This window comes from Paenibacillus sp. XY044 (genome assembly GCF_002257645.1).
Lineage (GTDB): Bacteria > Bacillota > Bacilli > Paenibacillales > Paenibacillaceae > Paenibacillus_AQ.
The window spans coordinates 62,058-84,302 of sequence record NZ_NQMO01000014.1; the positions used below are offsets into that span (position 1 = coordinate 62,058).

Sequence of the window (22,245 nt, forward strand, 5' to 3'; positions counted from 1 at the left end):
ATGTTTACGGTGGTCTGCGGCTGGCTGGATTCCCGAATCGGCCGGACGACGCGAAAGGAGGGGAAGTAAAATGTTCGCAGGTCATTTTGGAATCGGCGCCGCGGTCAAAGCTGTAAGTCCCAAGACTCCGCTATGGGCGATCATGCTGGGCACGCAGCTGCTCGACGTCATTTTTGTGCCGCTGCTGCTTACGGGAATTGAAACCTCCGTAGAAACGGATGGTGGAGGATACGGCGGAGCCGTTATCCATGCAGACTATACGCATTCCCTGGTCGGTGCGCTGATCATCGCCTTGCTTGCCGGCGCTGCGGCATGGAAACTATGGGGAAAGCGGAGTGCGGGGGTCATCGGCGGCGTGGTCTTCAGCCACTGGCTGCTCGATCTGCTGGTGCACCGGAGCGACATGCCGATCTTGCCGGGAAATCTGGGGTCACTGCCTCTGATGGGGTTCGGCTTATGGAAATGGCCTTTCATCAGTGGCGCTTTGGAAGTTCTTCTTATTGTCGTGGGTACGGTCATGTATTACCGGTCATTGCGATTAAGAGCACGGAGTGCGCCGAAAATGCCGGGACGCGCAGAACCTGCCAAAGCGGTATGGGCTGCTGCGGTAATGGCCGTCTTGCTGATGGGATCGTTTATTTCAGATCTGATCGGTATTTAATCTGACTTGCGCTTCGCTGAAATTTTGATTTCCCGGTCTGCCTGGCCACTAGTTGTTTTGGCGCTTTTGTTCTCGGACAAATAATTCCAATAAACTTTATCGGATTTATAATATTTTGCTTCTTTTCAAACCTCACAAAGTATGAGAAAATATGAAAAAATTCGCGTGTGGAATCATTTTCCACAGTCACATGAAGGAGGATCCACCTATGTCCGAGAAACGCCCATTATCTATTGAAACGCTCGCCGTCCATGCAGGCCAGGAAATCGATCCTGCGACTTTTTCTCGTGCCGTGCCACTCTATCAAACCACGTCTTACGGATTCAAGGACAGCGATCATGCCGCCAACCTGTTTGCCCTGAAGGAGTTCGGCAACATTTACACCCGCATTATGAACCCGACCACCGACGTATTTGAGCAGCGCGTTGCGGCTCTGGAAGGCGGTGCCGGAGCGCTGGCGGTTTCCTCCGGACAGGCGGCGATCACCTTCTCCATCCTGAATATTGCCGGCGCCGGGGATGAGATCGTCTCGTCTTCGACGCTGTACGGAGGCACCTTTAATCTGTTTGCCAATACGCTGGCGAAGCTCGGCATTAAGGTGCATTTTGTCGATGCCAGCAACCCGGAGAATTTCCGCGCGGCCATTACGGATAAGACGAAAGCGCTGTTCGCTGAGACGATCGGCAACCCGAAGGGGGATGTGCTTGATGTGGAAGCCGTTGCCGCCATTGCTCACGAGAACGGGATTCCGCTGATCGTGGACAATACTTTCCCGAGCCCTTATCTGCTGCGTCCGATTGAGCATGGCGCCGACGTCATCGTTCACTCGGCAACGAAGTTCATCGGCGGTCACGGCACGTCCATCGGAGGCGTTATCGTCGACAGCGGCAAGTTCGACTGGGCGGCCAGCGGCAAGTTCCCGGGGCTGACCGAACCGGATCCGAGCTACCACGGCGTCGTCTATACGGAAGCTGTCGGCCCGATCGCCTATATTATCAAGGCGCGCGTACAGCTGCTCCGGGATATGGGATCGGCGATTTCCCCGTTTAACTCCTGGATGCTGCTTCAAGGTCTGGAAACGCTGCACTTGCGGATGGAGCGGCACAGCGAAAATGCACTGAAAGTCGCGCAGTTCCTGGAAAGCCACGATGCGGTTGAGTGGGTTAGTTACCCTGGGCTCTCCAGCCATCCTTCGCATGAGCTGGCGAAGAAGTACCTGCCGAAGGGGCAGGGAGCGATTCTGACGTTTGGCATCAAGGGCGGCACGGAAGCAGGCCGCAAGGTGATCGAGAACGTGAAGCTGTTCTCCCACTTGGCGAATGTCGGCGATTCGAAGTCGCTGATCATCCATCCGGCCAGCACCACTCACCAGCAGCTGTCGGAAGAGGAGCAGGTGGCTGCCGGAGTGAATCCGGAAATGCTGCGTCTGTCGATCGGTACGGAAGCGATTGACGATATTTTGCACGATTTGGAGCAGGCCATTGTGGCCAGCCAGCAAGCCTAAGCGATACAAGTAAATCCTGTCCTTATCCTGATCAGCCGTCTCGTTTGAGGCGGCTTTTTGTGCTGTGAACATGACGCTTGACCAGAGGGGGTTCTCTGCCTGTAGACTTTCCGGGGAACCGCGCAAATTCCGTATATTTCGCCCTTTCGGCTAATATTCTGTAGGGTATATAGATTGAACTCAAGTTTCGAATTAAAACCCCCGTTGTAACGGCTTATCCAAGCCTTTCAACATGAATTTCTTGAGTTCATTCTATATAGGACTTACGCACATGGAAGCTCATTTATCTCTGAAGAGAGGGTGGACAGCCAAAAATGAAGGGTGAACGGTGTCAGAACAACTTCTGCCAATTCGGCTCTTGCCCCGCACCTTGCGGTGTGGAAGCGGTTCACCAGCCGGCATGCGGAAAAATGGGCGGGGCCGCTCATGACCGGCGTTATGGTAGGGAAGAAGCAGACGGCCGCCAGACGGATGCCCCCCACTTGGAAGATGCCGGAGACTATGCAAGGGCAGCATCCCTTCCCGAGATCGCATCCCTGGTAGAGCTTGCCTCCATCGGCTCAATTACAAGGGAGAAGGCGCTTCTATCCGCGGATTCCGAGCGGATTGGGGAAATCCTTCAGGAAGCGGAGGAATTCCGGTCTAAGCCCGAGGAGGGCACGACCCCGGAAATGCTGCTGGATTGGAGTGATTCCATGCGCAGTTTGCGGGTGTATACGGAAGAAGCTCCTTACCTGTACCGGCAAAACGAACGTCTGGATGGAGCGGCGGGTCTCGTTCTGCTTCGGGAAGAAGAGTGGTTGAGAACCGGCCATCTGAAGGAAATCTATGCGGAGTGGCTGAATCGGGATCTCGAAGAAGACGGCCGGGGACGGGAGATTCAGGAGCGGCTGATGAACCGGTGGAAGGGACATTTGGTTAATCTCCTGCACAGCCTGCAAGGAGCGCCGCTGACGGTGGCCCTCGTGTCCGGACGCCTGAAAGATTACCGTAAGCTGAAAGGCGATGCGGCGCTGGACATTGATATGCTGCGCGATATTCAACTGGAAGCCCTGTTTCGGGCCGCTCAGTCCTGCCAGATGCAAAGGATCGACTGCAGTCTGGAACTGCTCGTTCCTTATCCGGAGGACAGGGAGGCTTTTCATAAGATTCATGAATTTATCGATCGGGTCGGCGAAGAAACCCTTTGTCACCAACGCAGATCCTTAAGATACCGGGTCGGGGCGATGCTGGATTGGGACGTTCGTGAAACGGCGGCTGCGGAAATCGCCAGGTCTGCAGATTTTATCATCATCAACGGGAAGCATGAAGGGGCTTGGCTGATGGAATACCTGGTCGGCGAAGGGGAGAGGGGAAAAGTGCTCAGCGCGGGTATTCCGTTCAGCGTGCTGGAAGAGCTGGTGCACAGCATCCGACGGACGAAGCCGGCCATCCGGATTCGCCTCTCCGGAGCGGTGAAACCGGCGGATCTGGTGTATGTATATCGTTTGGGATTGAACGAGGTCAGCACGGTGTCCTCCGAACTTCCGGGCGTGCGGCTCGCCGCAGCACAGTGGGAGCTCCTGGAAAGGCAGCGTGAGCAAAGGCGCAAATCAGTGCAGGGAAGAACGTAAGACGGCGCTTTATAGGATAAATAATCAATGGGCTTAAAGAATGATGGGGCATAGCTCCATGTTCTTTAAGCCTATTTTTTTTGCGAAAAGGAGTATATCCGTTTACTTTTTATGGGAAGGAGCGTATACTGTAATTATTAAAAGTTTCCTTAACACAAAATTATTGTACTGATGCAAAAATGATTATCATTCTCAATTGAACACAAAGAAACGCGAAGGAAGAACGGTCCGTCAGAGACGGCCTGTTTCCATCCGCATACCATGCTGCTCCGGCTTGTCCGGAGCAGCATGTGCCATTTTAAGGGGACTAATAATGCTATTCATTCTCATTTGGAAGGTGATACTCATGGAAAACATACGAAATGCTCCTGTTCAATCGATCCAGCGTCAGGCTAATCTGAACCGTCCCGGTCCCGGAAAGAAGGGACGCTTTGACTTACGCTCGCTGATCCGCAATCAGGAGATGCAGGCGGCGCTTGCGAGCGGCCTTCTCATGCTGGGCGGCTGGGCCGCCAGCTGGCTGTCCGCTCCGGCCGTTGTATCGATCGTGCTGTATATTCTGTCCTATGCCGCAGGCGGCTGGCTGAAAGCGAAAGAAGGGATCGAGACGCTGATCCACGAGCGCGATCTGGATGTCAACCTGCTGATGGTGGCTGCCGCGCTGGGCGCCGCAAGCATCGGCTACTGGAACGAAGGCGCGATGCTTATCTTTATCTTCGCCCTAAGCGGAGCATTGGAGAGCTACACCACCGAACGAAGCAAGAAAGATATTTCATCGCTGATGGCTTTGAAGCCTGAAACCGCTCTGCGGGTTCAGGACGGGCAGATGAAGCTCGTTCCGATCGGGGAGCTGGCCATCGGCGACCTGGTCCTGGTCAAACCGGGTGAACTGATTCCAGCGGACGGTATCATCCACAAGGGGAGCTCCTCGGTGAACCAATCGTCCATCACCGGCGAATCGGTCCCGGCCGACAAAGCCGCCGGTGATGAGGTGTTTGCCGGAACGCTGAACGGGGAAGGCGTGCTTTACGTAGAGGTGTCACGTTCGGCGGAGTCCACCGTCTTTGCCAAAATCGTGAAGCTCGTTGAGGAAGCTGAGACCGAGGTTCCGGATTCGCAGCGTTTTATGAAGCGGTTTGAAGCCATTTATGCGCGTATCGTGGTGGCGGCGACGCTGGTCCTCATTTTTCTGACTCCGTTTGTGCTGGGCTGGAGCTTTGGAACTTCGTTTTATAAAGCGATGGTGTTTTTGGTGGTGGCTTCTCCATGCGCGCTGGTGTCTTCCATTATGCCGGCGATGCTGTCCGTTATCTCAAACCGGGCACGCCGTGGCATCCTGTTCAAGGGCGGTGCGCATGTAGAGAACATGGCGCTGACGTCCGTGGTCGCTTTTGACAAAACGGGAACCCTGACGCTCGGAACGCCGCAGGTAACGGATTTCATTCACGCGGACGGGTACGACCGCCTGGAGCTTCTGGGCATTTGCGCATCCGTGGAACAGCTGTCCGAGCATCCGCTGGCCAAAGCCATCGTGGCGAAAGCCGAGGAGGAGGGAGCGATGCTGCCTTCGGCGGAATCGGTCACCTCGCTGACCGGCTGGGGCATGGAAGGCTGGGTTCAGGGCAGACGCTGGCGCATCGGGAAGGCGGATATGCTGGATCAGGCCGACCCGTCCGGCGAGAATGCGGCATGGCTACGGCAGCGCCAGGAGCTGAACGCGGCAGGCAAAACCGTGTCCGTGATCCTGGACGGGGAGCGTATTGCCGGGTTGGTCGCACTCGCTGATATGATCCGACCACAGGCGGCCGCTGCCGTGAAGCAGCTGCAGTCGATCGGCGTCAAAGTCGCGATGCTGACGGGCGATCACAGCCTGACGGCGAACGCCATCGGCAGCAGCATTGGCGTTGATTACGTCTTTGCCGATTTGCTGCCTGAAGAGAAGGTGGACCATGTGAAACGGCTGCGCGAGCAGTACGGCCACGTGGTCATGGTCGGGGACGGCGTGAATGACGCGCCCGCACTGGCTACGGCCACCGTAGGTATGGGCATGGGAATGAACGGCAGCGGTACTGCGCTCGAGGTGGCGGATGTCGTTCTGATGAACGACAACATCGAGGAGATCGCCTCGACGATTACGCTCGCCCGCCGCGCCCGGCGCATCGTCAAGCAGAACATGGTGTTCGCCGTGTCGGTGATTTTGCTGCTGATGGTAAGCAACTTTGCCGCCGGCATCGCCCTTCCGTTTGGCGTGGTCGGCCACGAGGGAAGCACGATCCTTGTCATTCTGAACGGACTCCGTCTGCTGCGGTAAGCACAGGATTGAGGCCGCAGCAATGTATAGAAGTGAAGGAACCTCCGAAGGAGTATCGGAGGTTCCTTTTGTGTGTGGCAGGAAATCGTTAAATGATTTGTAAAAATTAAATTGTTCACAATTCAGGTGAAAGGCATGTATACTTAATCTATTGACATCTTATGAAAAATGTATGATAATGATTATCAGATAATAATTATTTTAAATTAAATGATAAATAGATCCCGGACGATCCCGCTAAGGGACGATGCACCGGGAACGGGAAGCTTGGAGGGAGATCCTATGTATAAATCCGTAATTATCGGGACAGGACCTGCCGGATTGACGGCAGCGATTTATTTGGCACGGGCCAATATGAGTCCGCTGATTATTGAAGGGCCGCAGCCGGGCGGCCAGCTTACAACGACGACGGAAGTTGAGAACTTTCCGGGATTCCCTGAAGGCGTTATGGGACCGGAACTGATGGATAATATGCGCAAGCAGGCGGAGCGTTTCGGCGCTGAATTCCGCACGGGCTGGGTGAACAACGTGGAGCTGGGCGCGCGTCCGTTCAAGCTTGACGTGGAAGGCATCGGCCATATCGAAACCGAGACGCTGATCCTGTCCACTGGCGCTACCGCCAAGTACCTGGGCATTCCCGGGGAGCAGGAGAATGTCGGCCGCGGCGTCAGCACCTGCGCGACCTGCGACGGCTTCTTCTTCCGCGGTAAAGAAATTATCGTGGTCGGCGGCGGTGACTCCGCGCTCGAAGAAGCCGGCTTCCTGACACGCTTTGCGTCCAAAGTGACGCTGGTACACCGCCGCACTGAGCTGCGCGGCTCCAAGATCATGCAGGACCGTGTTCGTGCCAACGAGAAGGTCGAATGGGCACTTAACCGTACTCCGCTTGAAGTTGTGGCTGATGAACGCGGCGTGAAAGGCCTTAAAGTGCTGAACAACGAGACGGGTGAAGAGGAACTGATCGAAGCAAGCGGCGTGTTCGTTGCCATCGGTCATCACCCGAATACCGGATTTTTGGGCGGCCAAATTACGCTGGACGAGAACGGGTACATCGTTGTGCAGCCGGGAACGACCGAAACGAACATCCCGGGCGTTTTCGCCTGCGGCGACGTTCAGGACACCCGTTACAGACAGGCCATTACGGCAGCCGGCAGCGGATGTATGGCAGCGATCGATTGCGAGAAGTATATTGAAAGCCTGGAGCACAGCGCAGTCGCTCTGTAATGGATGGTTTGGACTGATCAGGATCAGGCTGGCGCAAGAGCCTGTTGACATACACGACATTTTCACAATACGAGGTGACCTCTAGCAATGGATAAAGTGATTGTATATACCAGCACCAACTGCCCGCACTGCCGTCAGGTGAAAGGATACCTGGCCGACAAGGGCATCGAGTTCGAAGAACGCAATATCGAGCAGAACGATGAGTATGCACAGCAGGTCTGGGACATGGGCGTTCGCGCCGTTCCTTTGACCGTCATTGGCGAGAACCGCGTGCTGGGCATGAACACGACTCAGTTCGAGAAGTTTTTGAATCAACAATAATCTGTTTCGTTCTATATAGAATGAACTAAAGAAATGAAAGTTAAATGCCGTATTAGACCGTATAACAGGGAATTTAATGCAATACTTTAGTTCCATCTATCTATAACCGCTGATTGAAGGGTCGTCCCGGGAGCAGAGATGCTGCCGCCGGGGCGGCCTTTTTTTCATGGGGCGGCGAAAAAAATAAAGGGATGACCGCCAAAGGCAGGCCGCGATCCGGGCCATCCCTGGGGTATCCCTTGTGTTTGTTGCTTTTAAAAACGCTGTCAAAAGAATAGCTTCCCGATCAGCTGCAGCACGAAGTAAATGATAATGCCCGTAGCGATGAGTGTGAAGCCTGCCTTGGGACGGCCTTGAAAAAAGCGCAGAATGGCCAGGCTGAACAGCGGTGCGATGATCAGAAGAAACAGCAGCACGGTCACGAATACCTCGACCGATATATTGGAAATATCCACGTAAGTCACGGACAATCTCTCCATTCCTAAGGTAAAGTCATCGGATTTATCAACGTCCAAAAACATCAGCATTTCTATTATATACGAAACCCGCTCTGCATCTACGTAGATTCGGGGCAAAAATTCGTCGATTTTTCGTCAAATCTTTTCCTGAGGTCGAAAAAACGGAAGGTTGAGAGGATCTTGCCGAATTGCCATGTCTGGGAAGGAAAATGCCTGTAAATTCCGAATATACTAGAAAAAAGATTCGGAGGGATTGAAAACGATGCATACATCACAAGAGCTGCAAGAACTGCTGTCCGCAAGACTGGTCGCGATTGTCCGGGGCATCACTCGGGATCAGGCCAAGACGGCAGGCGAGGGATTGGTCGCCGGAGGCGTCCGGCTGATGGAAGTTACGCTGAACACCGATGGGGCGCTGAACATGATAGCAGACTGGCGCTCGGCTTACGACGGACGAGCCTGTGTAGGCGCCGGAACCGTATTGAATCTGGCGATGGCCAAGGAGGCGGTTCAGGCCGGAGCGCAGTTTCTCATCTCGCCCAATGTCGATCAAGCCGTCATCTCCTTTGCTTTGGAGCAGGGAATCGACGTGTGGCCAGGCGCCATGACGCCGACGGAAATTGTGGCCGCTTACGAGGCCGGTGCCCGTGCGGTTAAGCTGTTCCCGATGGGCAGCCTGGGGATCGGCTATTTGAAAGAGGTCCGCGCGCCGTTGGATCATATTCCCCTGATCGCTACAGGTGGGGTAACGATCGGCAATATTGCCGATTATTTCGAAGCAGGGGCGTGCGCAGTTGGTATCGGCAGCTCGCTGCTGCCCAGAGCGGAGCTGGAGTCGGGGAATGACGAGGCCGTCCGGGAACGGGCCGCGGCGTTTGTTCGAGCGGCCGCCCGAAAAAAAACGGATAAGTAATGGAACGGCAGGTGGTGCTTTAAGCCGAGTGCAGGCAGCCGGGATGCCGCTTGGAAGTCGTTCGTAAGCCGTTCACAAGCCGCCGCCAGCCGTTCACAAGCAGTGTAGAAGCTGGATGTGTCATAACTTGCCCATGGCCGGAATAGAGTCATTTGGAAGGGCCATTTTCATGTACGGATGGGCTCGTTCGGCCATGGGATGACGGAAGCGGTAAGGGTGTGGACCGGCATGATGGTCAGGAAGGGAGGGGGCCATATGATTGTAAAGCGCTTCTCGCTCGTCGCGGTGCTGCTCTTTGGAACGGTGGCCGCCGCTGCTGTTTCCCCGAGCATCGATTGGGAAAGGGTATATGCGGCCACGACCTCTCCGGGGAATGTGGTCACGACCGTAGACGGGATTCAGGCGAAGATGCTGGCCGCCATGAATCAGCGCCTGGAGAAGATTCAGTTTGTGTACCAGGGCAAGACGTCAACCCTCAAGAGCCAGCTGAAGAGCGCCCTCGAACAGGCGCTGGAGAGCGATCCCTACATCAATTATACGATCGAAAGTTATGGCTACTCCTACAGCGGCAGCTCGAAATCGGCCACGGTGAGCGTGCAGCTCCGCTACCGGGAAACCGCTGTGCAGACGGCTTACGTTGACCAGCGGGTGAAGGCGGTACTCAGCAGCTTGATCCGGCCCGGCATGAACGATCATGAGAAGATCAAAGCGATTCATGACTGGGTAGTGCTCCATTTGAAATACGATATGACCCTTCAGAAATACACCGCTTATGACGGACTCAGCTCGGGCAGCACGGTCTGCCAGGGGTATTCGCTGCTGACTTACAAGATGCTGAAGGAAGCCGGAATTCCGAATAAAATCGTGGAAGGAACCGCCGCTCCGAGGGATACGGGCGTGAGCCAGCTGCACGCCTGGAATCTGGTGCTTCTTGACGGCAAATGGTACCACTTGGACACGACCTGGGATGATCCTGCTCCGGACAAGGCCGGTGAAGTTGGTACGGGCTATTACCTGCGCACGGATGCGCAGATGAGGAAGGACCATGCCTGGACCAAAACCTATCCCGCTGCCGTAACCTTGTACCGTGACACGCTGTCCGGCCTGATCCGGCAGGGAGGGAGCCATCTGGCGTTTTACAAGAAGCTGCAGGAACAGCTCGAGTACCAATTGTACGATCCGGCACAGATCGTATCGACGTCCGCCCAGCTCAGCGCCAAGGCCAAACCGGTGGCCGCCGCGGGAGGGCGCTCGCTGCTCTTCCGGTTCCACGGGAACAAGGAGCAGCTGCTCGGCGCCCTGCAGGATTTGTACCGGCTTGGGGTAAGCTCGATCTCATACACGCAAAGCCCGCTGGATGAGACGGAGGACCTGCGAATTTACGTCACTTGGAAATAGGCAAAAGCATGGGCGAGGTTCGGCAGAACGAAGCAGAAGGCCCCTCACTGCAAAGCTCAGGAGCTTGCAGGAGGGGTCTTTTTACGCACCAACTACATTATAATTTTTAGGGATGGGTGCATTATGACCAGGCAGAGAATAAAATCCGGCATAATAACAGGTATTGTTATAGTGGGAATCGTGTTTTTGTACGGAATTTTTTACTTCGAAAATATCCCCTCCGGAATTCTTTTACGTGCTGGAATCACAAAGAGCAATGTAGTCATGTCTGCTGATAGCAATAGTTTTCGTCACTATTTTATTATGGAGAAAGGGGAACCTGCTGGAATAATGACCCTGCAAAGGGAAGGGAAACTGTGGTCGAAGTATTATTATTCGAGAGATGTTTCAATTTCAAAGAGCTCGCCTAATATTACTTTGTTGAAAAGTTACCAACCTCTATATATAGATAACGCTGGTAAAACAATTCCTGTATGGGGCGGATCAGTAAGTGCTCACAAAGATGAATACCAGTCTGTTAAGATTAGAATTCATGGGAATATTAAAGATCCCGCCTCTTCGATAAAAAAGGACGGCAGGATTTACTTTTTTTATTTAGATCCTAATATGTCGATTGATGAGAACATTGAGATATTACCCCAGAAATGATCTGAAAAATAGGTTGATCTCATTTAGTGGTTCTGCCGACTTCCCTAAGGACACTGTCTCAAAGGCCAACAGCACAAAAAGGAGACTCACATTGTTATATGTGAGTCTCCTTTTTATTTGCAGATTAACGTCACCGCGGATCGTGGCTGGTCAGGTCGCACTGCTCCAGCGGGGTCAGCTTGGTTTTCTTTTTCCACTTGTACCCGAACCATACGGCCAGGAACAGCGGAATGCTGACATACGTCACGAGAATGCCGTACCAGTCGATTTTACTGCCGGTAAACGCGCCGGTGTTCTGCCCCAGGATCGCGATGATGCACAAGATAAAGGCAAAGATCGGACCGAACGGGAACCAGCGCGCCCGGTAGGGCAGCTCATCCAGGGAATGTCCCTGGGCGATGAAAGCCCGCCGGAAACGGTAGTGGCAGACGGCGATGCCGAGCCAGTTGATAAAGCCGCACATGCCGGAGGCGTTCAGCAGCCAATTGTACACGACCCCATCGCCGAACAGGGAGGCCAGGAATGCCAGCATGCCGATCGCCGTGGTGATCAAGAGTGCGTACACGGGAACGCCGCGGCTGTTCAGCCGGCTCAAAAATTTGGGTGCCAGGCCGTCCTTGGCCATGGCATACAGCACGCGGGTGGAGGCGTACATGCCGGAGTTGCCCGCCGACAATACGGAGCTCAGAATGACCGCGTTCATGACGGACGCCGCGAAGGCCAGACCCGCCTTTTGGAATACCAAGGTGAACGGGCTGACGCCGATATTGTTCAGATCGCTCTTCAGCAGGTTCGGATTCGTATAAGGAATCAGGAATCCGATAACGATGATCGCCAAAATGTAGAAGATCAGAATCCGCCAAAATACCTGTTTGATGGCACGCGGCACGTTTTGGCGCGGATTCTCGCTCTCTCCTGCAGCCACCCCGATCAGCTCGGTCCCTTGGAAGGAGAAGCCCGCCGCCATAAAGACGCCGACGAAAGCAAAAAATCCGCCATGGAACGAGCTGCCGCCCAGGTTGAAGTTCTCGAAGCCGACCGGCTTGCCGCCCATGATCCCGACGATCATCAGAATGCCGACGACCAGGAAAATAATGACGACCGCGATTTTAATAATGGCAAACCAGTATTCGGATTCACCGTAGCCCTTGGCCGATAAAATATTCAGGGCAAACATGATGGCCAGAAACAGCAGACTCCATAAAAAAGAGGGAGAGTCCGGAAACCAATATTTGATAATGACGGTCGCCGCGGACAGCTCGGCCGCGATCGTGATCGCCCAGTTGTACCAGAAGTTCCAGCCGACGGCAAACCCGAAGGCCGGGCTGACGAAGCGGGTGCCGTAGGTGCTGAACGAACCGGAATCCGGCATGTAGGTGGCCATTTCCCCCAGGCTCGTCATCAGAAAATATACCATCAGGCCGACGGCGGCATAGGCCAGAATCGCTCCGCCTGGTCCGGAAGAGGAGATGGCGCTGCCGCTCGCCAGAAAGAGCCCGGTTCCGATGGAGCCGCCGAGGGCGATCATCGTCATGTGCCGGGATTTCAGGCTCTGTTTGAGTGCCGTTACCGGTGTTTTTGAACGCATAAAAAGAAATCATCCCTTCAAATATGAATATGACTTCATGGAGTGGAAGGGGAACAACCAAAAAGGGACCCCAGGTATGAAGTACCCGCGGTCCCTATAAATGACTCTATGGCTTCCGCACCCGTGCTTCCATGAAAGATAGCTCATCACAGCGCCCGATCTTCCTGCTGAAGGAAGGAACGCCGTGACAGTTCTGTCCCTTTCGGAGAACAGACCCAGCATGCCAACCGGTAGAGCGGGTTCGCACACTTCGGCGGAAGGCGCCCTTCGCTGTCCGTCACCGGCGGCTCTTACGCCTCGGAACAGCTACTCATCGCTTCCGCAACCTCTACCTCACCTTGGACGGATGAGGTTATCTTTTACATATTTCTTTGTATTGATGTATTGAACACGTAACATAGTAACTTATTGCACCGGGAAAAGACAATGGTTAATGCTGGAACCTGGGAGAGCCGTTCCCTGCAAGCTTCAGGAGCGGCTCCGCTTGGCCATCTGCTGCCACACGGTACCTGCGGCCTGTTCGCCGGATTCGATGCGTTCCAAGGCCATCCGCGCCTGCAGGCTCACTTCGAATTCGGGATCGTTCACCGCTTCCTCCAAGGCATCGCGCGCTTCTTCCGTACCGACTTCGTACAGGAAGCGGGCGGCGCGCCAGCGGACGATCTTGCTGCTGTCCTTCAGCGTCGCCTGCATCGCCGGCGTGGCCGCCGGATCGCCGATGTCGGACAGCGTGTCGCCCGCCGTCCGGCGGACGGTCGGTGAGCTGTCCTTCAGCGCCTCGTACAGCAGCTCCATCGCTTCCGGCGTGCGCAGATCGCCCAGATAGACGACCGCCAAGCGGCGGGTCTGCATCTTCTCGTCATGCAGCGCCTGACGGATGAACGGCAGCCGTTCCTCGGTCGGCTGCATGCCGTCCAGGGCAGCGTAGCGAACCTTCCAATCAGCGCTGTGCATGGCTTCGGCGAGCTCGGCATCGCTCAGCTCGCGCCGTTCCTCTTCAAACTCGCTCTCGCTGGCGCCGTGGGCGATCGCCTGCTCGATGACCTTCTTCAGCCGATCCTCGGGAAATGCCGCTTCGAGCTCCTGCTCGATTTCGCCGGCGATATCCTCCAGCTCCCCATAGCGGACGCCATAATCCTTCAGCTTACGCTCCTTGATCATCGTCGCTGCGGTGATTTCCATCACGGCTTTCGTAAAGCGGTCGGACAGCGCCCGGCGGACCTCCTGGGTGCCGGACTTCACGCGGATCTGCATCGGGATGCCCCGGAAAAACTGCACGAACACTTCCGCCTCGCCGTAATGGCTGCCGGCTTCCGCGTCTTCTTCCGTAAACTGGCTCGCAAGGCCCTCCTGACCGAACCGCTCCTGTACTTCGCCGAGGATGGCGGACCAGTCCGCGCTGCCCTGGCGTTCCAATGCGACAAAGTCGAGGGTGTGGAACACGCTTTTGACCCCTTGGATATGCAGCATCTCCCGGATCCATGCCGGGGCGGATCGTTCATTGTCAAGCGTATATGTTTTGCGGATACCGGGCTCCAGACTCTCATCCAAATGCAGCTTCATAGAGTTCGGACTCGGCGTTGGCTCGATAAATTTGATTTTCACAGGTAAAAGACCTCCTTCTTTTTCAATCATTCTTACTATTGAAAAAATGAATTAATCTCATGCTTGTATAGATTGAATCATCTATCTAAACTACAGTTTACCTCACTTTGCCCCCAAACATAAACCTTTTGCCGCGGATAGAAAATGGATGGGAAGACTACAATGACTAAAAGGTTACCTAAGCTGCATAGAAGGGGCTGCACTTCCTCGTGATTCTCACCATTTATTTCGCACCGATGCTGATCGTCGTCGTGACCATCATGTTTTTGGCGCTGTACATCATTCATTACTCTGACCTGCATGACGAATAAGTCATAGACTCTGAAAAAACAACAGACGAGAATTGAAACGAAAGGGCGCACCCGGGCATTTTCTACGTGTGGTACACGAGGTTTCGGATCGGGTAAAATGGAGTAAACAGCGATTACACCCGGGAAGGAGGAGGTCTCTTGCCGAAGATCCGCTACAATAACATGGATAATGTCAGCACGGATAAAACGTTGAAGCAGTTCAGACAGTGGCGCCAGGAGCGGCGGCAGAAGAAAAAGGACTACAGCTACCAAATCCCGAATATGCCGCCGGATCTGAACTACCTGCACGGCAACCGTCAGGATACGTCGATTACCTGGATCGGCCATTCCACCTTTTTCATCCAGTATGAGGGCCTCAACATTTTGACAGACCCAGTCTGGGCCAAAAGAATGGGTTTTGAGCGGCGCATCGGCACGCCCGGTCTCCTGATCGATGATGTGCCGCCGGTGGACGTTATTCTTATATCGCATTCCCACTATGACCATATGCACCTGGCTTCCATCCGGAAGCTGTACCGGGCGGGCACGACGCTGATCGTTCCGGTCGGACTCCGCGGGAAGATGGTCCGCAAAGGGTTCCACAACTGCCGGGAGCTGAAATGGTGGGAGCATTTGGTGATCGGCCGCGTGAAGATCAGCTTCGTACCGACGCAGCACTGGACGCGCCGCACGCCGTTTGACACCAACACTTCGCATTGGGGAGGTTTTGTGCTGGAGCCGCATGAGACAGGGGAAGCCGATCCCGGAACAGCGGAAGACGGCAAAACGCTGCTGCCGCCCAACGTCTATTTTGCGGGGGACAGCGGGTATTTTGCCGGATTCAAAGAGATTGGCCAGCGCTTCAACCTGCATGTGGCGCTGATGCCGATCGGGGCGTATGAGCCCGAGTGGTTTATGACGTCGCAGCACGTCAATCCCGAGGAGGCGCTGCAGGCTTTTCAGGATGTGGGGGCCGAGATGATGATTCCGATGCATTACGGGACGTTCCGCCTGGCCGACGACACGGCCCGGGAGGCGCTGGACCGGATGGAGGCAGAGCGCATCCGTCTCGGACTGAGCGAGGAGCGGATTAGAGTGATGCACTACGGGGAGACGCTGTTGATTCACCCGGAGCGGCGGTAGCCGGATACCGGAGGAGAACGGATGCGTCCAGTCATGGATTCATACGAAACACCGGAAAGGCTGCCGGAACGGCCGGCTTCTTTCCGGTGTTTTTTTGCACGGACTTTACACCATGCGGAATTCCAACGGTTTAGACAGCGTTTTGTATACCGGGCACTCCCGTACTAAGCGGAGGACCATTTGCTTGGACGCTTCTTCCAACTCACCGGAGATGTCGATGCGGTAATGAAATGCCGTCGCTTCTTCCTTGCGGTCCAGTTCGACCGTAACCCGGACTTCGTCATAGGGCAGGTTCAGCCGGTCCAGCACCATTCGTGCCGTGATGTTCAGGCAGGCCGCATAACCGGCCTCAATCAGGTCATGCGGACGGAAGTGCTTGCCGCTGCCGCCTTTATCGGGGGTGACATCGGCTTGTATAGCCGCTGTACCATTAGAGAGCTCGGTCAAATAAAGCTCGCGTCCGCTAGTGGAAGTTACCAAGGGCATTCACCTCTCATGTGGAATGTTCGTCCCCTCATCCTTCCGTTTTGGGGTCCACTCGATTATCTCTTAGAGCGAACGGGAATAGAAATAGATAAAAACGATTATATTGATAGAGATAGGCAATAATAGGACAAACGTCCGGGTAGGGGAAGGAATACCCGGGGCTTGGGCGGACGGCAGGATCTTCTTCGTTTTTCTATTAGGAAATGGGCTTCGATCGCACGTTGATTTATGCTATAATGTGCTGAAGCCTACTAGCGAAAGGAATGGTAATACTTCATGATCAGTACAAGCGGCGTGACACTCCGTTACGGAAAACGCGCACTTTTTGAAGATGTAAATATAAAATTTACGCCAGGCAACTGCTACGGTTTGATCGGCGCCAACGGAGCCGGCAAATCGACGTTCCTCAAGATCCTCTCCGGCGAAATCGAGCCGAACCAGGGCGATGTTCACATGACACCGGGCGAACGCCTCGCGGTGCTGAAGCAGAACCATTTTGAATACGACGAATATCCGGTTCTGGAAACCGTCATCATGGGTCACGGCCGTCTGTATACCATTATGAAGGAAAAGGATGCACTGTATGCGAAAGCGGACTTTTCCGAAGAAGACGGACTTCGTGCGGGTGAACTTGAGGGCGAATTCGCCGAATTGAACGGATGGGACGCCGAGCCTGACGCGGCTGCGCTCCTGATCGGCCTCGGCATTCCGCGTGAGCTGCACGACAAGAAGATGGTGGAGCTGAGCGGCAACGAGAAGGTCCGCGTCCTGCTGGCGCAGGCCCTGTTCGGACGTCCGAACAACCTGCTGCTCGACGAGCCTACCAACCACTTGGACCTCGAATCGATTCAGTGGCTCGAGAACTTCCTGATGGACTATGAAGGCACCGTCATCGTCGTATCCCACGACCGTCACTTCCTGAACAAGGTATGTACGCACATCGCGGATATCGACTTCGGCAAAATCCAGCTGTACGTGGGTAACTACGACTTCTGGTACGAATCCAGTAAATTGGCGCTGGAGCTCCAACGTGAGTCCAACAAGAAGAAGGAAGAGAAGATCAAGGAGCTGCAGGCCTTTATTCAGCGGTTCTCCGCGAATGCCTCCAAATCCAAGCAGGCAACCTCCCGGAAGAAGCAGCTGGATAAAATTACGCTGGACGATATCCGGCCTTCCAACCGGAAATATCCGTTCCTTCATTTCAAGCCGGAGCGTGAAGCAGGCAAGCAGCTGCTGACGGTAGACCGCGTCACGAAGACCGTTGAAGGCGAGAAGGTGCTGGATGAGCTGAGCTTTGTCGTGAACAAAGGCGACAAGATCGCTTTCGTCGGCCCGAACGGACTGCCGAAATCAATGCTGTTCGAAGTGCTGATGGGCAAGGCGGATCCGGACGCGGGCGAGTTCTCCTGGGGCGTCACGACGACACAGGCGTATTTTCCGAAGGACAACTCCGAGTATTTTGACGGAGTAGACCTGAACCTGGTCGAATGGCTTCGCCAATTCTCGAAAGATCAGGACGAGACGTTCCTGCGCGGCTTCCTAGGCCGGATGCTGTTCTCTGGCGAAGAAGCGCTGAAGAAGGCGAGCGTTCTCTCCGGGGGAGAGAAAGTGCGCTGCATGCTGGCCAAGATGATGCTGAACGGCGCGAACGTGCTGCTGCTCGACGAGCCGACGAACCACTTGGACCTCGAGTCCATCACGGCGCTGAACAACGGGCTAATCGATTTCGACGGCACGATCCTGTTCACGTCGCATGACCATCAGTTCATTCAGACGATCGCCAACCGGATTATTGAAATCACGCCGAACGGGATTATTGATAAGGTCATGACGTACGACGAGTACCTGGAAAACGATGAAACCAAGGCGCTGCGCGAGAAAATGTATCCGCAGGAAGCGTAAAGCTTCATGCCATGAAAAAAGCTGCCATTCCCTGAACCGGGATGGCAGCTTTTCTTTGTTTTCTCGAAAGCCTGCGGTTTGTTTAGGATCCGCCGGTGCGGCGGCGCTGGTTGTTCGGCTTTTTCGTGTTCTGACTCTTCATCGCGTGAGGAGCATTGCTCTGGAAGCCGCCGGGCTTGGCGCCTTTGTCCTGCTGCTTCTTCTGCTCCAGCTTCGCGCGGATCGCGTCGGCCAAATTGACTTTCTTGGCGTCCTGGTTCTCTGTCATGGGTAGGGTCCCTCCCTTTGGGGTTGTGTCCTTATTCTAGCTGTTTTTGCGGCTCCCCACAAGAGATAGAAGAGACAAAACCGCTTAACCCGAAGCAGCCCATGTTTCTCTGGAACCGCACCGCTCCTTTTGTTAGGGTAGAAACGGTAAATGCCCGCCTGCTGCCATTCGGGAAATTCGTTCACCGTCATGGGCAGCTAGGCGGATCGTGAAAACAAGGAACTGGAAGACAGTTCCAACGTAGCAGGTAATTATGAAGTTTGGAGGATACCCACTCTTAGGAATTCAATGAATAATGACATAGATGGGGGGATTTTACAAATTCTTGCGTCTAACAAATCTCATTTATTGAAAGGAGTGGGGCTATGAGCAGAACTTTTTCGCGATTATTGACTGCGTGTACTGCCGGTTTGCTGCTGATGTTTGGGCTTCTGCCGGGATTCAGCCATGCGGCCGCGGAATCGGGGAGGTCGGCTGTCGAATGGTCCAGGGATTACGGAAGCCAATCCAGCGGGGAGGGGGTCATCCCTACGTCGGACGGCGGCTATTTAGCCTTGGGCGATATCTATGATATGTATCGAAAGGCCTATGTCGTAAAGCTGGATGGAGAAGGGCAGGTGGAATGGGAGCAGAAGCTGGCTTATTATGACTGGGGGTCCAGTACGGCATACCGGGCCATTGAGACAAAGGACGGGGGTTACCTCATCGCGGGGAACACGTCTGAAGAGTTCGAGCCGATTCGGCAGCTGTTCCTGATCAGGCTGGATGCATCGGGGAAAGTGGTGTGGCAGAAAGCGATGGATGTCCAGGGGTATGATCAAAACCCGAAATCCATCGTCGAGACGGAGGATGGCAGCTTTTTGATCGCCGGTAGCGGGATCGTCCACTGGGTAGCTTATGACAGAGCTTATATCACAAAGATCGATCAAAGCGGGAATACGCTGTGGTACAATCAGTACAGTTTTTCGGGAAGCGACTATTTAACCGATCTGATTCCCGCGAGCGACGGGGGTTACATCGCTGTCGGCCACGCAGGTATGGTGGAATATGAATCGAGAGAACATGATGCGATGCTGGTGATGAAGATCGATGATCAAGGCAAAGAGGTATGGTCAAAGCAATCGGTCGAGCCGCGCAGCGGTTGGACAGCCTACTCAGTTATTCCGGCGGAGGACGGAGGCTATATGATCTTGAGCCGTAAATCCGTCAACGGCAACGGCGTGCCGGTCCTTACCAAGACGGATCTGACCGGAAAGGTGCAATGGGAGAAAACATATCAGGATGGTACCAATTCCCAGAATTTCAATCGTCTGGTCCAAACGGAAGAGGGCTACGCGATGCTGGGGGAACATGTTACATACTTGGACTGGAGTGCAGAGTGGAAGCATCAGTACGGCGTGTTAAGCGTCAATCGGAACGGAGAGTTGATCAGCAGGGAATTGTTCAAGGGGCCTCCGATCTACAGAGTTGGCACCGCATCGGGAACTCTGGACGGAGGTTATATATTCCCTGGGACCGTTCAGCGGGGGGACGGCGCGAAATTCCAGCTGATGAAGCTCACGCCGCCGGCGGATCAGCCGCCTGCTGAGCGAATGCTGACCGGCATCGAGTATACGGAGAAGGAAAAGAAGCTGAAAACAGGTTCCAGCGTCTCCACCGTGCTTCAAGCAGTATATGACGACGGAACGAAAAGCGATTTGTCCAACGCGGCGGTCTACGTTTCCGGGGACGGGACGATTGCGGACGTCGACGCATTGGGCCGGATCACGGGACGGGAGCCGGGGAACACCTATGTAGAAGCATCTTATGAGGGCTATACAGCCAGATTGAACGTGACCGTATTACCGGAAGATACGAACGAATATGATCCCTTGAACGGCTATCTCACGCTGGATTCGAATGAATACTCGCTTTCGGAAGGTTCGGCGGTGGATATCAAGGTCTTCCTGTATGACTATAACACGCAGATGCAATCGGACATAACCAAGCAGGTTCAATTCAGCAGCAGTCACCCGGACATCGCCGAGGTCGATGAGGAAGGGAATCTGATCGGTCACAAGCCGGGATTGACCCAGATCTATGCCGAATATAGAGGAGGCAGAACGTCTGCCCCGGTGCAGGTCGTCCGCGCCGCCGCTCCAATCGGGAAAGACATCCCGGTTCTTGATGGGACGGAAAGCGGGACCCCTGTAGAGGAATAGTCGGGAAAGCTCTCGTCTGGTGAAAAAATTAACGTACAAGGCTGACTCTGAACAGGAGTCGGCCTTGTTTTTCTGTTGGGATTCCGGTCGAGGGCATTGACTTAATGTTCCCTGATTTCCAGGAACCAGGGGGACTTGAGACCATAGACCTGCATTATACCAACATTTGGAGTGCTTTTTTGTGTAAAAAGGGCCATGCGGTTTCTCGACCCTCCTGCCTATAATGAGAGCAAGCGCAAAGCGGGCCGGTATTCCCCGGCTTCTTCAAGCGACTCAGACATCTCAAGGAGGAATGAAATGATTAACATCAAGAAAAGCTTACTCGGGTGCCTGCTATTATCCGCTGCCATTTCTGCAGCCGTCATCATCCCGACCGGCCATGAGGCACAAGCGGCATCGGCATCCAGCCAGGTTCAGGCACAGGGCCAGGTCGGCGTCATTCAGGCCTCGGTGAACCTTCGGGACAAGCCTTCCCTGTCCAGCAATGTGCTCGGTTATGTGAAAAAAGGAGAGACCGTGCAGATTTTGGAAAAGAGCACGGCTTATTACTATAAAGTGAAGACATCGTCGGGCGAAGTCGGCTACGTCAGCACCCGCGAAAAATACATAGCCGTCAAGGGCTCCGGATCGGCATCCCAGCCAAGTACCGGATCCTCTGAATCGGCACCGCCTGCATCTGCTGAAAATACGAATGCCACGATCGAAAAGGTGATCCAGACCGGTATGAAATACCTGGGGACCCCTTACGAGTTTGGTTCCAACCGGAATACAACGACCACGTTCGACTGTTCGGACTTTACCCGCCAAATCTACAAGGAGGCTGCCGGCGTCGTGCTTCCGGCGGATTCCAGACAGCAGGGCTCCTGGGTGAAGGAAAACAGCAAGGCTGTATACAGTACGGATCAGCTGAAGCGGGGAGATCTCGTGTTCTTTATGAGCTACCGCGGATCGAGCGCTTCCGCGTACTCGGGCATCAACAAGTCCAGCCAGCGGATTACCCACGTAGCGGTGTATCTAGGCGACGGTAAGCTGCTGCATACGTACTCGAATGAGGCCGGCGGCGTCACGGTATCGGATTTCAGCAATTCCTGGAAGCTGAGATTTATGTACGGAGGCAGCGTTCTGAAATAACAGGCCGCTTAATTGTAAAGGACCGGAGAATTCTCCGGTCCTTTGTTGTCCCCGCAAAGACTTTGCTGTACGGAGGATTTGATTATATTCTATGTAGAAGGAACTAAATGACGCCGACACCCGTTAGTAAAACCCTTAGTTCTTTCTAGTACTTGCATGTTGCTTCAGGATGTCTTATTTTACAAGAATCCAGGCTGTTCCGAGCCACGTATATACTTCTACCCATTCACCGATTAGCGAACCGACGCGGTTTCCCGTAGTGTTCACCACTTGCGGAGCCAGCACGCTTGCGACTTTACCGCCGGGCTCAAAGTAGAACGGTGTATTTACCGTCAGGATGAGAGGTACCGTAGGCTGCGTAACTTCTTCTCCAGCCGAGATGATCGGCTCAGGTACCAGCTTGCTAGGTTCGGTAACGGTCTCCGACGTGCCTGTGACAGAAGTCGCAGTGGACGTGCTGTCCGTTGTTGATGCGTTGTCCGCGAATGCGGCGGTTCCCATGGAAGCCATTAATCCGAGTGCTGCTGCAATAGTAATGATTTTTTTCATAGACTGTGTTCCTCCTTGGAATAGTATGCTT

The 22,245-nt window shown here is 54.4% G+C and carries 19 protein-coding genes and 1 riboswitch; of the genes, 13 read left to right on the plus strand and 6 right to left on the minus strand.

Features of this window, described 5'->3' with window-relative positions:
• The first annotated feature begins 70 nt into the window (after window positions 1-70).
• From CJP46_RS33325 to CJP46_RS33350, 6 genes are all read left to right on the plus strand, one after another.
• Window positions 71-661, plus strand: coding sequence for a permease (locus CJP46_RS33325; RefSeq protein WP_094599921.1), 591 nt, complete (start codon window positions 71-73; stop codon window positions 659-661).
• 208 nt (window positions 662-869) lie between these two features.
• Window positions 870-2,165: a homocysteine synthase gene (locus CJP46_RS33330; RefSeq protein WP_094599922.1), complete on the plus strand. Its 1,296-nt coding sequence runs from the start codon at window positions 870-872 to the stop codon at window positions 2,163-2,165.
• A 314-nt stretch (window positions 2,166-2,479) separates the two neighbouring features.
• Window positions 2,480-3,778, plus strand: coding sequence for a hypothetical protein (locus tag CJP46_RS33335; protein WP_143813072.1), 1,299 nt, complete (start codon window positions 2,480-2,482; stop codon window positions 3,776-3,778).
• A 346-nt stretch (window positions 3,779-4,124) separates the two neighbouring features.
• On the plus strand, window positions 4,125-6,089 hold the full coding sequence (locus tag CJP46_RS33340) for a heavy metal translocating P-type ATPase (protein ID WP_094599984.1): 1,965 nt from the start codon (window positions 4,125-4,127) through the stop codon (window positions 6,087-6,089).
• 282 nt (window positions 6,090-6,371) lie between these two features.
• Window positions 6,372-7,313: a thioredoxin-disulfide reductase gene (gene trxB / locus CJP46_RS33345; protein ID WP_076176148.1), complete on the plus strand. Its 942-nt coding sequence runs from the start codon at window positions 6,372-6,374 to the stop codon at window positions 7,311-7,313.
• Window positions 7,314-7,400: 87 nt separating this feature from the next.
• A complete protein-coding gene (locus tag CJP46_RS33350) occupies window positions 7,401-7,634 on the plus strand; it encodes a glutaredoxin family protein (RefSeq protein ID WP_089549838.1) in 234 nt (77 codons plus the stop codon).
• A gap of 266 nt (window positions 7,635-7,900) precedes the next feature.
• On the opposite strand, the gene CJP46_RS33355 is transcribed toward CJP46_RS33350, so the two are convergent.
• A complete protein-coding gene (locus CJP46_RS33355) occupies window positions 7,901-8,098 on the minus strand; it encodes a hypothetical protein (protein WP_094599985.1) in 198 nt (65 codons plus the stop codon).
• Window positions 8,099-8,354: 256 nt separating this feature from the next.
• Between CJP46_RS33355 and CJP46_RS33360 the strand changes: the two genes are divergently transcribed.
• The 3 genes from CJP46_RS33360 (at window position 8,355) to CJP46_RS33370 (ending at window position 11,051) form a co-directional block, all read left to right on the plus strand.
• Window positions 8,355-9,005, plus strand: coding sequence for a bifunctional 4-hydroxy-2-oxoglutarate aldolase/2-dehydro-3-deoxy-phosphogluconate aldolase (locus CJP46_RS33360; RefSeq protein ID WP_094599924.1), 651 nt, complete (start codon window positions 8,355-8,357; stop codon window positions 9,003-9,005).
• A 255-nt stretch (window positions 9,006-9,260) separates the two neighbouring features.
• The gene (locus CJP46_RS33365) at window positions 9,261-10,403 is read left to right on the plus strand and encodes a transglutaminase domain-containing protein (protein WP_094599986.1); all 1,143 of its coding nucleotides are present in this window, start codon (window positions 9,261-9,263) and stop codon (window positions 10,401-10,403) included.
• Between the two features lie 123 nt (window positions 10,404-10,526).
• On the plus strand, window positions 10,527-11,051 hold the full coding sequence (locus CJP46_RS33370) for a hypothetical protein (RefSeq protein WP_094599925.1): 525 nt from the start codon (window positions 10,527-10,529) through the stop codon (window positions 11,049-11,051).
• A gap of 130 nt (window positions 11,052-11,181) precedes the next feature.
• On the opposite strand, the gene CJP46_RS33375 is transcribed toward CJP46_RS33370, so the two are convergent.
• Both CJP46_RS33375 and CJP46_RS33380 read right to left on the minus strand, forming a co-directional pair.
• Window positions 11,182-12,639, minus strand: coding sequence for an amino acid permease (locus tag CJP46_RS33375; protein WP_094599926.1), 1,458 nt, complete (start codon window positions 12,637-12,639; stop codon window positions 11,182-11,184).
• Window positions 12,640-12,770: 131 nt separating this feature from the next.
• A riboswitch (Lysine riboswitch) is annotated at window positions 12,771-12,978 on the minus strand.
• Between the two features lie 129 nt (window positions 12,979-13,107).
• Complete coding sequence (locus CJP46_RS33380) at window positions 13,108-14,244, minus strand: virulence factor (RefSeq protein ID WP_094599927.1); 1,137 nt, start codon at window positions 14,242-14,244, stop codon at window positions 13,108-13,110.
• A 449-nt stretch (window positions 14,245-14,693) separates the two neighbouring features.
• Between CJP46_RS33380 and CJP46_RS33385 the strand changes: the two genes are divergently transcribed.
• A complete protein-coding gene (locus tag CJP46_RS33385) occupies window positions 14,694-15,677 on the plus strand; it encodes an MBL fold metallo-hydrolase (RefSeq protein ID WP_094599928.1) in 984 nt (327 codons plus the stop codon).
• A gap of 105 nt (window positions 15,678-15,782) precedes the next feature.
• On the opposite strand, the gene CJP46_RS33390 is transcribed toward CJP46_RS33385, so the two are convergent.
• Window positions 15,783-16,157 carry an OsmC family protein gene (locus tag CJP46_RS33390; RefSeq protein WP_094599929.1) on the minus strand — a complete coding sequence of 125 codons (375 nt, stop codon included), beginning with the start codon at window positions 16,155-16,157 and terminating at the stop codon, window positions 15,783-15,785.
• A gap of 282 nt (window positions 16,158-16,439) precedes the next feature.
• Between CJP46_RS33390 and CJP46_RS33395 the strand changes: the two genes are divergently transcribed.
• On the plus strand, window positions 16,440-18,065 hold the full coding sequence (locus CJP46_RS33395) for an ABC-F family ATP-binding cassette domain-containing protein (protein ID WP_094599930.1): 1,626 nt from the start codon (window positions 16,440-16,442) through the stop codon (window positions 18,063-18,065).
• An 82-nt stretch (window positions 18,066-18,147) separates the two neighbouring features.
• Here CJP46_RS33395 and CJP46_RS33400 read toward each other — a convergent pair whose 3' ends face one another.
• Window positions 18,148-18,333, minus strand: coding sequence for a hypothetical protein (locus CJP46_RS33400; protein ID WP_094599931.1), 186 nt, complete (start codon window positions 18,331-18,333; stop codon window positions 18,148-18,150).
• A gap of 365 nt (window positions 18,334-18,698) precedes the next feature.
• On the opposite strand from CJP46_RS33400, the gene CJP46_RS33405 reads away from it, so the two are divergent.
• Window positions 18,699-20,534 carry an outer membrane protein assembly factor BamB family protein gene (locus CJP46_RS33405; protein WP_094599932.1) on the plus strand — a complete coding sequence of 612 codons (1,836 nt, stop codon included), beginning with the start codon at window positions 18,699-18,701 and terminating at the stop codon, window positions 20,532-20,534.
• 297 nt (window positions 20,535-20,831) lie between these two features.
• Window positions 20,832-21,665: a C40 family peptidase gene (locus tag CJP46_RS33410; RefSeq protein WP_094599933.1), complete on the plus strand. Its 834-nt coding sequence runs from the start codon at window positions 20,832-20,834 to the stop codon at window positions 21,663-21,665.
• 174 nt (window positions 21,666-21,839) lie between these two features.
• Here CJP46_RS33410 and CJP46_RS33415 read toward each other — a convergent pair whose 3' ends face one another.
• Entirely contained in the window at window positions 21,840-22,214 is a 375-nt protein-coding gene (locus CJP46_RS33415; RefSeq protein WP_094599934.1) for a hypothetical protein, read from the minus strand.
• Window positions 22,215-22,245 lie beyond the last annotated feature (31 nt).

What these genes read in the sequence shown, in the direction of transcription:
- trxB (WP_076176148.1), top strand. Translation starts at nt 6,372, where the DNA reads ATGTATAAATCCGTAATTATCGGGACAGGACCTGCCGGATTGACGGCA.
- CJP46_RS33400 (WP_094599931.1), bottom strand. Translation starts at nt 18,333, where the DNA reads ATGACAGAGAACCAGGACGCCAAGAAAGTCAATTTGGCCGACGCGATC.
- CJP46_RS33360 (WP_094599924.1), top strand. Translation starts at nt 8,355, where the DNA reads ATGCATACATCACAAGAGCTGCAAGAACTGCTGTCCGCAAGACTGGTC.
- CJP46_RS33415 (WP_094599934.1), bottom strand. Translation starts at nt 22,214, where the DNA reads ATGAAAAAAATCATTACTATTGCAGCAGCACTCGGATTAATGGCTTCC.
- CJP46_RS33350 (WP_089549838.1), top strand. Translation starts at nt 7,401, where the DNA reads ATGGATAAAGTGATTGTATATACCAGCACCAACTGCCCGCACTGCCGT.
- CJP46_RS33330 (WP_094599922.1), top strand. Translation starts at nt 870, where the DNA reads ATGTCCGAGAAACGCCCATTATCTATTGAAACGCTCGCCGTCCATGCA.
- CJP46_RS33325 (WP_094599921.1), top strand. Translation starts at nt 71, where the DNA reads ATGTTCGCAGGTCATTTTGGAATCGGCGCCGCGGTCAAAGCTGTAAGT.
- CJP46_RS33405 (WP_094599932.1), top strand. Translation starts at nt 18,699, where the DNA reads ATGAGCAGAACTTTTTCGCGATTATTGACTGCGTGTACTGCCGGTTTG.
- CJP46_RS33410 (WP_094599933.1), top strand. Translation starts at nt 20,832, where the DNA reads ATGATTAACATCAAGAAAAGCTTACTCGGGTGCCTGCTATTATCCGCT.
- CJP46_RS33340 (WP_094599984.1), top strand. Translation starts at nt 4,125, where the DNA reads ATGGAAAACATACGAAATGCTCCTGTTCAATCGATCCAGCGTCAGGCT.
- CJP46_RS33395 (WP_094599930.1), top strand. Translation starts at nt 16,440, where the DNA reads ATGATCAGTACAAGCGGCGTGACACTCCGTTACGGAAAACGCGCACTT.
- CJP46_RS33335 (WP_143813072.1), top strand. Translation starts at nt 2,480, where the DNA reads ATGAAGGGTGAACGGTGTCAGAACAACTTCTGCCAATTCGGCTCTTGC.
- CJP46_RS33370 (WP_094599925.1), top strand. Translation starts at nt 10,527, where the DNA reads ATGACCAGGCAGAGAATAAAATCCGGCATAATAACAGGTATTGTTATA.
- CJP46_RS33365 (WP_094599986.1), top strand. Translation starts at nt 9,261, where the DNA reads ATGATTGTAAAGCGCTTCTCGCTCGTCGCGGTGCTGCTCTTTGGAACG.
- CJP46_RS33375 (WP_094599926.1), bottom strand. Translation starts at nt 12,639, where the DNA reads ATGCGTTCAAAAACACCGGTAACGGCACTCAAACAGAGCCTGAAATCC.